Origin of the sequence: Saltatorellus ferox (genome assembly GCA_007751475.1) — a bacterium.
Taxonomy (GTDB): Bacteria; Planctomycetota; UBA1135; order UBA1135.
The window spans coordinates 6,935,254-6,949,680 of sequence record CP036434.1 but is presented as its reverse complement, the minus strand read 5'-3'; the positions used below and the strand labels follow the sequence as shown (position 1 = coordinate 6,949,680).

9 protein-coding genes are annotated in these 14,427 nt (G+C 66.4%); 5 read left to right on the top strand and 4 right to left on the bottom strand.

All coding sequences use genetic code 11. The features are described from left to right. The first annotated feature begins 56 nt into the window (after positions 1-56). The gene (locus Poly30_RS25155; protein WP_145204213.1) at positions 57-1,829 is read left to right on the top strand and encodes a sodium:solute symporter family protein; all 1,773 of its coding nucleotides are present in this window, start codon (positions 57-59) and stop codon (positions 1,827-1,829) included. Here Poly30_RS25155 and Poly30_RS25150 read toward each other — a convergent pair whose 3' ends face one another. Together Poly30_RS25150 and Poly30_RS25145 are read right to left on the bottom strand one after the other, a co-directional pair. Next, positions 1,830-2,465 carry an RNA polymerase sigma factor gene (locus Poly30_RS25150; protein WP_145204210.1) on the bottom strand — a complete coding sequence of 212 codons (636 nt, stop codon included), beginning with the start codon at positions 2,463-2,465 and terminating at the stop codon, positions 1,830-1,832. A 123-nt stretch (positions 2,466-2,588) separates the two neighbouring features. Further along, positions 2,589-3,137, bottom strand: a complete 549-nt coding sequence (locus Poly30_RS25145) for an RNA polymerase sigma factor (protein ID WP_419190653.1) — start codon at positions 3,135-3,137, stop codon at positions 2,589-2,591. Between the two features lie 256 nt (positions 3,138-3,393). On the opposite strand from Poly30_RS25145, the gene Poly30_RS25140 reads away from it, so the two are divergent. The 3 genes from Poly30_RS25140 to Poly30_RS25130 all read left to right on the top strand — a co-directional run bounded on the left by Poly30_RS25140 (position 3,394) and on the right by Poly30_RS25130 (position 7,251). After that, positions 3,394-4,539 (top strand): tryptophan 2,3-dioxygenase family protein, encoded by a 1,146-nt coding sequence (locus tag Poly30_RS25140; RefSeq protein ID WP_419190652.1) that lies wholly within the window; start codon positions 3,394-3,396, stop codon positions 4,537-4,539. A gap of 198 nt (positions 4,540-4,737) precedes the next feature. Beyond that, positions 4,738-5,436, top strand: coding sequence for a response regulator (locus Poly30_RS25135; RefSeq protein ID WP_145204204.1), 699 nt, complete (start codon positions 4,738-4,740; stop codon positions 5,434-5,436). A gap of 12 nt (positions 5,437-5,448) precedes the next feature. Continuing rightward, positions 5,449-7,251: an ATP-binding protein gene (locus Poly30_RS25130; RefSeq protein WP_145204201.1), complete on the top strand. Its 1,803-nt coding sequence runs from the start codon at positions 5,449-5,451 to the stop codon at positions 7,249-7,251. A gap of 23 nt (positions 7,252-7,274) precedes the next feature. Here Poly30_RS25130 and Poly30_RS25125 read toward each other — a convergent pair whose 3' ends face one another. Both Poly30_RS25125 and Poly30_RS25120 read right to left on the bottom strand, forming a co-directional pair. Continuing rightward, the gene (locus Poly30_RS25125; protein ID WP_145204198.1) at positions 7,275-8,258 is read right to left on the bottom strand and encodes a hypothetical protein; all 984 of its coding nucleotides are present in this window, start codon (positions 8,256-8,258) and stop codon (positions 7,275-7,277) included. Between the two features lie 216 nt (positions 8,259-8,474). Continuing rightward, on the bottom strand, positions 8,475-11,558 hold the full coding sequence (locus Poly30_RS25120) for a lectin-like domain-containing protein (RefSeq protein ID WP_419190651.1): 3,084 nt from the start codon (positions 11,556-11,558) through the stop codon (positions 8,475-8,477). A gap of 500 nt (positions 11,559-12,058) precedes the next feature. On the opposite strand from Poly30_RS25120, the gene Poly30_RS25115 reads away from it, so the two are divergent. Next, positions 12,059-14,416 (top strand): sulfatase-like hydrolase/transferase, encoded by a 2,358-nt coding sequence (locus Poly30_RS25115; RefSeq protein WP_419190650.1) that lies wholly within the window; start codon positions 12,059-12,061, stop codon positions 14,414-14,416. The last annotated feature ends 11 nt before the right edge of the window (positions 14,417-14,427 follow it).

Sequence of the window (14,427 nt, the reverse complement as noted above, 5' to 3'; positions counted from 1 at the left end):
CGCAGGCCCGACTTCGATTTCGCTCCGCAGGGCGAGCCGTCGCTATGCTTCAGGGCGTGCACCTCACTCCTCTCGATTGGTCGATCATCGCGGGCTATTTCGCGCTCGCTCTCGTCGTCGGACTCCTCGCCTCGCGTCAGGCCGGGTCGAGCGTCCGCGGCTACTTCCTGGCGGGCCGTGACATGCCCTGGTGGCTGCTCGGTGTCAGCATGGTGGCGACGACGTTCTCGGCGGACACGCCGAACCTCGTCACGGGACTCGTTCGCAAGAGCGGCGTCAGCGGCAACTGGACGTGGTGGGCTTTCCTTCTCACGGGCATGCTCACCGTCTTCGTCTACGCACGGCTGTGGCGCCGGAGCGGCGTGATGACTGACATGGAGTTCTACGAACTCCGCTACGGAGGCAAGCCAGCCGCGTTCCTCCGCGGCTTCCGCGCCATCTACCTCGGGCTCGTGTTCAACGTCGTCGTGATGGCGGCGGTGAGCCTCGCAGCGATCAAGCTGGGCGGCATTCTGCTCGGCTGGGACGGCTGGCTCACGCTGCTCGTCGCAGGCGCGATCACGCTTGCCTATAGCGGACTCGGTGGCCTGCGCGCGGTGATCTTGACCGACTTCGTGCAGTTCATCCTCGCCATGGTGGGATCGGTCTGGGCGGCGATCGTGATCGTCGGGCTGCCCGAGGTTGGCGGTCTGTCGGCGCTGCTGGAGCATCCGCTCGTGTCGGGCAAGACCGCGATGCTGCCGGACTTCAGCCAGAGCGAGGTCTGGGTGCCGCTGCTCCTCGTGCCCATCGCCGTGCAGTGGTGGGCGGCCTACTACCCGGGTTCCGAGCCCGGCGGCGGCGGCTACATCGCCCAGCGCATCTTTTCGGGGAAGACCGAAGGGCACGCGGTAGGCGCGACGCTGCTCTACAACGTGGCTCACTATGCGCTCCGGCCGTGGCCCTGGATTCTGGTCGCTCTCGCGTCGCTGATCGTCTTCCCGGACCTCGACGATCTTCACGCAGCGTTCCCCGGGATTCCGCAGGACAAGGTCGGAGACGACCTCGCGTACCCCGCGATGCTAAGTCTCCTGCCGCCAGGGCTGCTCGGGCTCGTGACCGCCTCGTTGATGGCAGCGTTCATGAGCACGATGAGCACCCAGCTCAACCTCGGCGCCAGCTACCTGGTGAACGACGTCTGGGCGCGCTTCGTCCGGCCCGAGGCCTCGGAGCGTGAACTCGTGCGCGCGGGCCGCGTCGCGACGGCGCTTTCGCTCGTCATGGGCAGCGCGCTGGGCCTTCTGCTCACCGATGCGACCCAGGCGTTCAACATTCTCCTGCTCCTCGGCGCGGGGACGGGCGGGATCTACATCCTTCGCTGGTTCTGGTGGCGCATCAACGCGTGGACCGAGATCATCGCGATGGTCGGGTCGCTGATCATCGCTGGCCACGTAACCTTCGTGCATCAGCGGATCTTCGGGGAGCCGCTGCCCGACCACGTGGGCCTCGTCGGCGGCGCACTCGCCACCACCGCTCTCTGGCTGGCTGCGGCGTTCGTCACGCCCCGGGAGGACCACGCCACGCTTCAACGCTTCGTGGACACCGTTCGGCCGGGCGGCCCGGGCTGGCGCGGGTTCCAGCCCGCGACGGGAGCCGGGGAACCCTGGCCCGTTCCGAGAGGGCTGCTCTGCATGTTCCTCGGATGCGTCGCCGTGTACTGCGTGCTCCTCGGGACCGGTCACGTCCTCTATGGCAACGGCGCCTCCGGCTACGCGATGATCGGCGCGGGCGTGGCCGCAGCCGTCGCTCTCGTTTTCGCCCAGAAAGAGCCGGCGGGGACGCCAGCCTGATCAGTTCGCCGCCGTATCTCCCATGGAAGCCGAACGGAGCTGCACCGCCAGCTTCGCCTGGGCCGCGAAGTACGCTCGCCGCGCAGTGGATTCGGAGGGGTAGCCGAGCTGCTCCGTCAGTTCGGCAAAGCTCGCCGTTTCCTCGAAGCGAGCGCGGAGGAGAAGCTGCTCGCGCTCGGGAAACCCCGCGAGGGCCTCGTGGAAGCGATCGATCTCCTCGGCGTTCGCGACCTCGCTTACGGGACCGGCGGCGTCCGACGGGTGCTCGTCCTCGGGTAGGGGGGCGGCGCCGCGTCGGCCATCTCGGCGATCCGCCTCATGGAACCGGATCGCATCGATGATCCGATTGCGCACGACCATCGTCAGGTACCCGGTGAAGGCCTTCTCGGTCGTGCCGCCAAAGGAACTCAGGTCACCCAGAACGCTTCGGAAAACCTCCTGGACCACGTCGCCGGTGCTGAAGCGGGCCGTCAGCCAGGGTCGACTGTTGCGCAGGTCCAGGGCCAAGCTCTTGTGGACCAGCGACTTGACGCGCGGATAGAAGAGCTGGAAGAGCTCGTTCACCGCGCTCGAGTCACCTGCTTTGGCGGCCACCAGGGTGGCTGCAAAATTCCTGTCTGGTTCTTCTGCGTCCATGGGGGGGCTCCGGGGCGGATGACGTAACAGTGGCCGCCATGCGGCGGAACGTAACGGTCATCGGGGGGGGAATCTTTCTCCTCCCCCTCTCTAGCGCCCTTGGCCCTCTGGGTTACGCGTTTCTTACCTCCGGACGTCGGCCCAGAGGCCCTGAAGGCGGGACTTAATGCCTGGAAGCGCCCGGTAGTAGCGCGATTTCACCGTGGCTTCGTTCATGCGGAGGTTCTCGCTGATCTCCACGAAGGTGAGGCCGTCCAGCTTGTGGGAGCGGATGATCAGCTCGGCCGTATCGCCCGCTTCGCGTAGGTTCTTGCGCACGGCGCGGCCGAAGCCTGTGTCCGCAAAACTGCCGGGATTGCGCCCCTCGTATTCGGGCATCTCCGATGGGGAGGGCATCGGTCCCTCGCGCCGCACCCGTCTCCTGCGCTGATTCAGCTGGTTCAGGATGGTGTATCGAGCGATGCCGTAGAGCCAGGTCTCCACGCCCGACTCGCCGCGGAACGAGCCCCGCTGGCGCCAGGCCGCAAGACCCGTCTCCTGGATCGCTTCCTCGAGGTCCTGGGCCCCCAGGGGGCTGCCCATTCGGTTGTGGCAGGCCCGCACGAGGCGGGGCAGCGACTCCAGGGCGGCTTCGATATCCCGTTCCAGTGATCGAATCTCGGTAGTTTTCATGGGGGCGCCCTCGTATGGCGTGTCTGCGTGGCCAGGGAACCCGGCCTTCACTGACTCAGGCGCGAGGTCGCTCCGGGTTCGCCGGAAAATCCCGGAGAACCGGAGCGGAAGTTTGGCCAACCGCCCGGAAGTTCTCTTTGGAGACATGGGGGCGCCGCACGACCTGCCGCGGTCGAGGGAGGGGGATTGCGCGGCAGGCGGTCTATCGGAACCGCCATTCGGTCACGGGTCTCACCCTGCTATCCTCCTCGCCAGAATGGGCACCGAGATCAAGGCGACAACGTACTGGGACTACATCCAGGTCGAGGAAATCCTCGCCCTTCAGAGCGGGCTCGAGGGCTCCGACGCGGGCCTCGCGAACGAAGAAGTCCTCTTCATCACCGTGCACCAGGTCTACGAACTCTGGTTCAAGGTGGTGCTGCGCGAGCTCACGAGCGCGCGCGATCTCTTTACTGCTCCACGCGTCGCCGAGCAGGAGCTGTCCGGCGTCGTCGAGCGCCTCCGCCGTATCGCGACGATCTTCCGCGTGGCGACCGAGCACTTCGCCGTCGTCGAGACGATCGGCACGCGCGCGTACCTTGCGTTCCGCGACAAGCTGATGCCCGCGAGCGGATTCCAGAGCGCGCAGCTTCGCCAGATCGAGATCATGTTCGGGCTCGCGGAGTCCGAGCGCATCGCCCTCGGTCCGCCGGGCAGTCACTTGACGGCGCTGCACGCACCGGGCGGCGGCTCCAGCCCAGCGCTCGCGCGCGTCGAAGCCACGATGGCGGATACGCCGACGTTCAAGGAGGCGCTGGAGAGCTGGCTCGCGCGGACGCCGATCGACGCGGCCCGCCAGGCCGATGGGAAGTTCGACACGGATCCCGACGGCTTCGTCGAACGCTACCTCGAAGCCCACGCAGGCGTCGTGGCGCGCAGCCGCGATCACGCCCGCGCCGTGGCGGAGGGCGCCAGCGACCACCCGGAGAAAGAGCGCGCGCGGCTCGAAGCCGTCTACGAGAGAGAGCGCGCTGGCGTCGAAGCGTTCCTTCGACCGGGTGCTACCGCGAGCGAGGGGGCCGCGCCGGCGGACCGGGTCGGCCTCGTTCGCGCCGCGATTCTCTTCCTGGAGACGTACCGCGAACTTCCGCTTCTCGCCTGGCCGCGGGAGGTGCTCGCCGCCGTCCTGGAGGTCGAGCAGGCGTTCGTGATCTTCCGCCAGCGCCACGCACGGATGGTCGAGCGCGTGATCGGCCGACGCACCGGAACCGGCGGCAGCGCGGGCGTGGCCTACCTGGACCAGACAGCCGTGGAGTATCGGATCTTCCGTGATCTCTGGGCAGTGCGAACGATGCTCCTGCCCGCCGACGCCACCCCGCCGCTCCGCGATGGAGGCTTCTACGAGTTCGGCGTCGAGGGGTGACGGCGTCCCTGAAAGCCGTTCCAGGCCGATCCCGGGCCGTCGCCGGGAGCGAATCCCGAGGCTCCAGCGGAATCCTACAGCATCCCCAACGGGATCTTTATATTCGCCAATTAGTGTCCGCAGCCGAACCTGAACCTTCCAGGGGCGCCCCCTCTCGAAGATCTCCCTCGGGAACGGCGCCCAGAGAGCGGCACCCCCATGGCCAAAGAATCCGTACTCATCGTCGAAGACGATCCCGACATCGTTGAACTGCTCCAGTACACGCTGGAGCGTGAGGGATATCCCGTGCTCGTGGCGCGGAACGGTGAAAAGGGGCTCGCGGAGGCCCAGCGACGTCGTCCCGGACTGATCCTTCTCGACCTCATGCTGCCCGGCCTCGATGGGCTCGAGGTCTGCAAGGCGCTGAAGTCCGATGACGGCACGAAGTCGATTCCCGTCGTGATGTTGACGGCGAAGGGCGAGGAGAGCGACGTCGTGCTCGGCCTGGAGTTCGGCGCTGACGATTACGTCCGCAAGCCCTTCAGCCCGCGCGAACTCGTGGCCAGGATCCGTGCCGTGCTTCGCCGTGGGACGACGGTCACGGAGGCCAAGACCCGCATCGAATCCGACGGCATCGTGCTGGATCGGGAGCGTCACGAGGTCGAGGTCGACGGGGTTCTGGTCGAGCTGACTCGCTCGGAGTTCCGCCTGATGTGGACCCTCGCGAAGCACCCGGGCCGCGTCTACGCCCGCGAAGAGCTGGTCGAGCGCCTCACGGACGGCGAGGTCGTGATCCTCGATCGAAACATCGACGTTCACGTCAGCTCGATTCGGAAGAAGCTCGGCGACCTCGGCGCCGTCATTGGTACGGTTCGTGGAGTCGGCTACAAGTGGGTCGAAGGGCTCCGCACTCCGTAAGAAAACGCCACCGTGTTCAGATCTCGCTTCTTCTGGAAGCTCTTCATGTCCTACGCGATCGTCATCCTGGCGACCGTAGGTGCGACCGGGTTCCTCGTCCTGCGGGAATACCGCCAGGACCTGAGCGAGCGGATGGAAACGTCGCTCCGGAATCAGCTCGTCTGTCTCGCCGATCTCGTGGACGGGACCCGGCCGGGGCTTGAGCCGGCGACGGTCATGCGGCGCGCGCACGAGGTGGCGGCGGCGACGGGACGACGCATCACGGTCATCGCTGCCGATGGCAGCGTGATCGCAGACTCGGACGCCGATGCCGACGGTATGGAGAATCACGGCGCACGGCCCGAGGTCCGGGAAGCGATCCGCAGCGGTTTTGGCGTCGATCGCAGGCGCAGTGCCACGATTGGCCGCGAACTTCTCTACGTGGCCCATGCCCCCGGCGCGACCGAAGCGCCACGGGACGTGGTTCGGATCGCTGTGGCCCTCGAGTCCATCGACAAGGACCAAGCCGCGGTCGCCAGGCTGATTCTGGCAGGCGCAGGACTCGCGTCGATCCTCGCGCTGGTCGTCGGAGCCTTCATCGTGCGGCGCGTCTCCTATCCGCTCGATCGGATGCGACGCGTCGTGAACGCGCTCGGCGCCGGAGACTATGCCGCGCGCGTCTCGCTGCCGAAGACCGGAGCGCGACGAGACGAGCTGGGGGAGATGGCGAGCGCGCTCAATCGGCTCGGCTTCGATCTCAGTCAGCGCGTCTCCGAGCTGACCGCCGGTCAGGAGCGCCTCCGCGCCATGGTCGCGGGGATGATCGAAGGCGTCGTCGCGGTCGACGAGGACGATCGCATCACGTTCTCGAACTACGCGGCCCGGCGCATGCTCCACCTCGATAGCACGGCTCCGGGGTTCGAGCCGAGCAAGCGTTCGAAGCTCAGGCTCTGGGAGCAGGTCAAGATCGCGGGCCTCGATGCTCTGCTGGCGACGGCTCGGCGCTCGGACTCGGCGGCGCAGTGCGAGCTGGAACTCAGCTCGACCGACGAGGACGCGGTCGTTCGCGCGCAGGCCCACCGGTTCCAGGACGGGGACTCGGTCGGCGTCGTGGTCGTGCTGGAGGACGTCTCCGAGATCCGTCGCCTGGAGCGAATCCGGCGGGACTTCGTGGCGAACGTGAGCCACGAGCTGAAGACGCCTCTCACCTCGATCCGCGGCTACGTCGAAACGCTGCTCGATGGGGCGATCGACGACGACGACTACAACGTTCGCTTCCTCGAGAAGATCGAGAGCAACGTGCTGCGCCTCAATCACCTCGTGACCGATCTCCTGAGTCTCGCGCGGATCGAGGCGGAGGCTGGCTTCCTGAACCTGCGGCCCGTGGACCTGCATGCGGTGGTGGAGGAAGCGATCAGGCGCCACGAACAGACCGCGAAGCTTCGCGGGCAGACGCTTCGGGCGGACTCCTGCAGCGGTTCGGTGCGGGTCTTCGCGGATCAGGAGGCGCTGACCCAGGTCATCGACAATCTGATCGATAACGGCCTCAAGTACACCCCGGACGATCGTGAGATCGTCGTTCGTGTCCAGCGAAACGGGAAGCTGGCCATCCTGGAAGTCGAAGACTCCGGCGTGGGAATCCCCGTCGAGGATCAAGCGCGCATCTTCGAGCGCTTCTATCGCGTGGACAAAGCGCGGTCCCGTGCCGTGGGCGGCACGGGACTTGGCCTGTCGATCGTGAAACACCTCGCCCAGGCCATGGACGGAAGCGTCGAGCTGAAGAGTCAGCCGGGCAAGGGAAGCATCTTCCGCGTGAAACTCAAGCTGGTCGAGTAGCGGAAGAGCTGCCCTCTATCCTCTCACTGAAAGGTGACGGCGAGGGCCTCGGTGAAGTTGGACGTCACGCCGGTCGCGATCGAGAAGTCGCGATGCCAGAGCTGGAAGTTCCAGGTCTCGCCCGCCTGGACGGAAAGTGGGCCTGCCGGGCTCGGAAGCGCGCCGAGATCGAGCGCCACGACGATCTGGCCACCTTCGTTCGATCGAGCGATCTGATCCTTGAGGCGGCTGATCGACCCCCCGAGGCAGAGGTTGCCCGAACTACCGCCGGCACCGACCACGAGGCCCTGGGTCTGGCTCGCGATGAAGTATCCGAACCTGGAGGTCGGAAGGCCGGTCGCGGTCAGGGTGAGGTCGTTGTCCCCCGGGGTTTGAAGCCCGTAGGCCGTGACCGTTCCGACGTCCCCCGTCGTGTTCGGCGCACCCGCACAGTAAGGCGTGCCGGCGAGGCCGCCCGGTGCTGGGCTGACGACGACCGAAGTGAGCGTGAACTGCAGGGAGCCCTGGGGGCTTTCCATCCGGAACCGCGTCGTTGTCCAGGCCGCGAGGGGGAAAGTGGTCCCGTAGAGGTCGCGCACGTCCTGGCTGTTCAGGCTGAGCGACTGGGAGTCCATCAGGGAGAGCTGGAGGGTCGTGCTCGGATCCGCGCTGAGTGCTGCTTGGAACTGAAACTGATCGAAGGAGAAGAGGTCGTCACTCAGCAGGAACATCGTGCCCTCTGAATCCGCCACGCCCGCGCTTGCGCTACCGATGGAGATCGAACTCGTGGGCCAGTTCACGTGGTAGTCGATGGTCCCGAGAGATTGCTCGTAGCCAATCTCGACGTCGAAGGTGATGGAGACCGCGTCTCCGACGGTGGCGTTCGCGAACGGCTGCGTGGCGACGCCGCCGTTCACCACGGAGGCCACGGTGCCAGTGCAGGTGATCCTTGCATCTTCGGCGAGAGCGACGGAGGAGAGCGTGAGCGAAGTCACGAGGAGCGTGATGGGGGAGATGTTGATGGGCATATTGGGCGATGGTGTAGGACAGTCGAACCTGGGGGATCCTTCGTGTCAGCCGAGGGCGGCAACTCCCATGCCGCCGGGGCGGATGGGCGCTCACGGGTGCGCAAGGGCAGATCGACGTCTTGGTGGTGAGCGGTAGCGCACGCGGGCGCGGCCCCCCATGAGCGGGCCGCCGCCATCGGGACCGACGAGATCGTCGGTCCATCGATCCATCCATTCCTACTGGAAGGTCACGCTGACGCCGTCCGAGAAGTTCGACGTCACGAACAGCTGGAAGTCCCGGAACCAGGCCTGGAAGTTCCAGGTCTCGCCCACCGTGACCGAGCTCAGGGGCGACGGCATGTTGGCGAGATCGACCGTGATGTTGAACGTGCCGGAAGCTCCCGAGTTCTGGGCCTGGGCCACGAATCGACCGATCGTACCGCCGAGGCAAAGATTGCCGCTGCTCCCGCCAGGGGCCACCGCGAAGCCCTGGGTCCTGGAACCCAGGCAGTAGCCGAACGAGTTCGTCGGCAGTTGCTCGACGTCGAGCATGAAGTCGTTGTCCATCACGTTCTCGCTGCCGCGAGCACGGATCGTTGCCGGAAGGCCCGTGGAGTTCAGCTCCGCGGGGCCACAGTAGCTTTGACCCAGAGATCCGCATTCGCCGAGGTCGGCGCCGATCCATCGGATGCGGAGCAGGTTCGCGCCCGTCGCGGTCGGGTTGTTGCCGGAATCGCGATAGAGGTCCGTGAAGTAGAGACCATCGGGACCGGCCGAGAGTCCGGCCACCGAGGCGCGACCCGTACCGGCGTACTCGACGAGCGTCGTCGGCCCTGCGATCTTGTTGCCCTGGGCGTCGATCTCCCACTCGGTGATTCGCTTGCCGAGGTTCTGCGGGCCCGAGGCGAAGGTGGCGCCTGATTCCGATACGAACGCGTGGTCCCACTTGGTCTGGGGGAAGCCGCTTCCGCCGAAGGTGCCTGGCTGGATGAACGCAAGGTTCACCGGGCCGGTCGAAGGTGCCCAGTTGTGGAGCGCGAAGTTCGACATCTGGCTATCGCTACCTGCCCAAAGGTAGTCACGACCGGGGACGATCCGCGCAAAGCGGTCGACCGTCGGGCCGTTCTCGACCATGTAGTGGTAGCCGTCGGAGTCGCGGAAACGGCCGCCGAACGGGTTGCGCACGCCGGAGACGTAGATGTAGTCGCGCGCGGTGATCTGGCCCCCGTTGTAGAGCGGGTTGCTGGGCACCGGCGTTCCGTCGAGGTTCATGCGCAGGATCTTTCCGCGATAGGAATTGAGGTCGCGAGCCGTGCTCGCGACGAACCCGTCGCCCATGTGCACGAGCAGGGTCCGGTCGTCCAGCATCTCCAGGTGCGAGATGAAGTGCGACTGGCCCTGGGACTCGCCTGACATATCGAGAATGGTCGTCTGCGAGGAGGCGGTCAGTCCACCGTCCGTGCTGGAGAACCGAACGACCTTCGGGTAATGCGGGTTGCCCTGGGCGTAGAGCATGCCCGCGAATACGTCGCCCGTCACCGGGTCGATCGCGATGCCGCCGAGGCCCTGCTCGCCGGAACCGGGGAACTGGCCGGTCGGGTTGTAGTTGAGCAGGTTGGACGCGTAGATGCCGACGCTGCCGTCGTTCTTGAGCACTTTGATCGTGCCGTAGAGTTCGGAGATGTAGGCGAAGGGATCGCCGGGCTGGTCGCCCGCGTTCGGAATGAACTCGATGTTCACGGGGAGTCGGAACCCGCTCGCGACGACTTCGATCTGGTATCCGGGCTGGGCGGCGACCCAGGGGAGAGAGAGGCCCCTCGCGAGCGTGGTGAAGTCAGGCGTGGTTTGGCCTCCCTGGGCGACCCAGGTGGCCCCGTCCGACGAGATCCAGTAGCGCACGAAGGAGTTCGGCGGGAGGCTGATCGCGGGAATCAGGATTCGAGTCCGCTGGCACTCGTGATCGACGACGATGAGGTCGGTCTCCGCAAGGGTCAGAGCCGCGCCGCCCGATTCGACGCGGACCATGGCATCGATGTGATCTGCCAGCTCCGGGCCGTTGATCACCGTGTTGGTCATTCCGTCGTTCGCTTCGATGCTGAGGAGTTCCTGGTTGTCGAAAGACTCAAGCACGATCCGCGGGGAAGGACTGGCGGGCTGAAGGACCGGCTCGAGGGTGCTGGCCGCGAACTTCCAGATCGGCGCGGGGTTGCCGACGATGTCCTCGGTCTCGTAGGGATAGAAAGAGCTTTCGGCGCCGGTCTGGAACGTCTTCTCGGACCACGTGCCCCACTCGGTCAGCGGATCGCCGCTGTCGTCGCGGAAACGCACGCGGAAGCGGAAGCTCTTGAGCGGCACGAGCGCGGTGCGTCCCGCGTGGGAGCCCAGGAACACGCCGTCGCCGAGGTGAGAGTGCACGCGGGTCGGACCGGCGATACAGTCCGTGCGCCAGACGAGTTCGGACGGGTTCATCGTCCAGATCTCCCAGTCGGTGCAGAGGTGCGCGTCGTTGTTCGCATCCACGAACGGCCCGGCCTCCATGTGCACGTCGAACGGATTGTACGGCGTGGAGGACGACGCGGGCTCCGAGATGACCGGTGCGGCCGGAGCGACGTTGCCGGTGGGGACCGACGATTGCTCGTCGAACGTCCAGGACAGCACCTCATGGCGCTGGGTGACGCCGCTGGTACCGGCCGTGAACCCGACCCATGCCGTGCCGTCGGAGAGGCTCAGCTGGCTGTTGATATCGAGTTCGACCTGGAGCGTCGTGACGGCGTTGTCGACGAAGACCTGGAGAAGTCCGGGGACGTACTCGATCCGAATCGTGCGGATGCTGCCGTTGTTGAGGTCGACGAGCGTCGAGGTTTCCGCGAGCGACTGGCCGATGTTCGGGCTGACCGCGCCTGCGCCTCCTGATTGGATCGAGACGTGGTTGTCCGAGGGGTCCTGCGGGATGAGGCTGCCGAACGTGTCGAACTCGATCGCGACGGCGTTCGTGATACCGCCGTACCCAAGCGCTTCCCCGCCGAAGCCGATGGCGTCCACGGCATCTCGCTGGATGACGAACGCCATGCCCTCGCCGGTGCCCGTCAGTCGTACCGTGAACTCCACGCTGAACGGCGCTGTCACGTTCTGGCGAGTCGAGGCCCAGGCAGCCCCGACCTGGTTCGTGGCATTGGCGGTCAGCTCCAGCGCGTTCCCCGACTGGTTGGCCCCACCGACGAGGGTGAGCCCTGCGGTCGACGAGAAGTCAACGAACGTGACGTCCGCCAGGGCGGGCGCTGTGCAGGCAGAAAGCGCCAGGGCGCGTGAGATTAAGTTCATGGAGAGTGGGGAGACGCGATCGAATCCTGGTGGCGTTTCAGGGATGCAGGGAAAGGGGCGAGAGCGGACCAGCCTACCACGGAGTGAGCATCTCGCTGGTGCAATGGATGGGAGCTGGCCCGCCCTACCGCGCCCTGCCCGGCAGATCCGGGTTGGGCGGCGTGCTTCGTCGCGACCGACTTCGAGCCGAGCGTCGGACCAGGGAGCGGCACTTCCTCGCCGATGGTCATGACGGAACCTTGAACGGATCGAGAGCTCGACCATGTTCGTCTTTGGGACTCTCCGGCGACCAACCCGGCACCGTTGCTCGCTGCCGGGCACAATAGTTGGCCGCCTGACGCAGTCGCCGAACCAGAGTGAGACGCGGCCCGTCTCCTTCTCCCGCCACGATGCCCCGAATCAAATCCCTCCCTTTTCAGGCCCTCATCGCGCTCGCGGCGCTGTGCCCGTTCGGCGAGGCGGGCTTGGTCGCTCCTGGGGGAGATCCTGCGCCTCCGAATGTGCTGATCATCCTTGCGGATGACCTGGGCTATGGAGACGTGGGCGCCTTCGGGGGGCAGGTGATCGCGACGCCGCGGATCGACGATCTCTGCGCGAGCGGGATGAGACTCGACTCGTTCTACGCTCATCCCACCTGCTCGCCGTCGCGTGCCGCGCTCTTGACGGGGCGCTACGCCCAGCGCGTCGGCTTGCCCAAGCCCATAGGCGCATGGGCACCCAGGGGGATGGACACGGCCGAGGTGACGCTGGCGGAGGTGCTGAAGACCGTCGGCTACCGCACGGCGACTTTTGGCAAATGGCACATCGGCGATGCTCCCGAGCAGCAGCCGACGAGCCAGGGCTTCGACGAATTCCGGGGCATCCTCTGGGGACCGACGGGAATCCCTCTGGTGCTCAGGGATAGCGTGCAGGACACGCTGGAGTACGAGCCGGACCAGCGCTACGACGCGTTCGATGTCACGACGCGCACCCTCGACTTCATCGAGAGAAGCGCCGCGACGGGCGAGCCGTTCTTCTGTCTCGCTTCCTACGCCGCACCGCACGAGCCCGCGGCCGCCAGCCCGGCGTTCCAGGGCATCAGCGCGGACGGCAGGGACTACGGTGACGCCGTCGAGGAGCTCGATGCCTCCGTGGGCGTCCTCGTCGATCGGTTGAGTGCCCTTGCGTTGCGCGAAAACACGCTGGTCGTCTTTCTCTCCGACAACGGAGCGACGTTCAACCGCAACCCCTACCAGGACGGCAGCAACGCTCCGTTTTCCGAGGGCAAGGGCACCACGTGGGAGGGCGGCGTGCGCGTCCCCGCTTGCGCCAGCTGGCCAGGACGAGTTCCTGCGGGTGCGGTCCAGGCGGCACCGCTCTTCATCGCGGACCTCTTCCCCACGGTGGCTGCCCTTGCGGGTGCCACGCTGGACCCGACCATCACCCTCGACGGCCATGACGTCGGAGCGGTGCTGGAAGGGCAGCCCGAGGATCCGTCCCGGGTGGTTCACCTCTCCGACAAGTCCGGTTTCCAGGCCGTCAGGCGCGGTCGCTACAAGTACCGCCTGGGTGCGCTGTACGACCTCGTCATCGACCCCGAAGAGCTGGTCGATCTCTCGAACGCCTTTCCCGGGGAGACGGCGGCGCTCGCGCAGGAGCTCAACGCCATTCAGGTGAGCGTCGAGAACGACCACCGCCCGCCCGCTGTCTCCTCGCGTTTGACCGCGAAGTTTCGGGCGGATGCCGGGCTCGTCTCACCGCCATCCAACGGAACGAATTGGTACTCGGAGTCCCTCGACGACCTGACCTTTCAGGCCGTGGACGTCGACCCGTTCCAGGACCTGCTCGTGGTCGACAGCGCGGGCCACGGTACGTCGAGCACACCCGGCAAGGCTCTTCGGATCGTCGACTTCTCGGGCGACCTCCGCTTCGTGGGTCAGGTTCCTCAGTTCGCGACCTCTGCCTCGTCCGCGCCGATGCCGTTCACGGTCGCCATGTGGTACCGCCTGGTCGACACTCCGCTCGAAGAGAACATCGTCCTTCTGGACGTCGGCGACGGAGAGGCTGGACTCTCGTTCACGATGGGTGACGCGGGTGAGATCGGGGACGATCTCGCCCCTGGAAACCGCGACGATCTGCTGGTTCGCATCGGCGGCACGCTGTCTGCGAACTCGTCGGCCGTGGCGATCGATCTTCCCCAGGTCCAGCCCCTCGAGTTCCTTCACCTGGCGGCCGTCTACTACGGGTCCGGCGACCTGATCGTCTACATCAACGGCTTCGAAGCCGCGCGGGTGTTCGCGCCGGGCGTCGACTGTGGTCTGAACCGGACCTGGTCCCTCTTCGCGCCCGACGGCGCCGTGGGCGGCAGCGGCGGCCCAGGGGTGGTTCCGCTCTTCGCGACCCAATCCAAGGGAGACATCGCGGCCCTGAACATCGTGGATCGCGCCCTGCGCCTCAACGAGATCCAGGCGGAGTACTCCCGCTACGTCTCGATGATCTACTGCCACAGCCAGGTCAACACGTCGGGCGAGCGCGCGTGGCTGTCGCTCGGCGGAAGCTTCCGGCGAGCGGACAACCAGATGCACCTCCAGGCAGAGAATCTGCCGCTGGGCAGCGTCGGCTTCCTCCTCAGCAGCCTCGAGCAGGGACGGCACCCCATCTCCCAGGGATCCCTGTGCCTCCAGGGAAGCATCCTTCGCTTCTCCAAGCAGGTCTACGCGACCGACGCCGCGGGGCAAGCACACGGGGTGGTCGATTTGCAGCTGGCACCTCCCCAGGTCGTCGACCTGACGACGCCGATCTGGAACTTCCAGTACTGGTACCGGGACGGAGCGGGCTCCAACTTCACGAACGGACTTCAGATCACCTTCGGAAACTGAGGGCCGGAGCC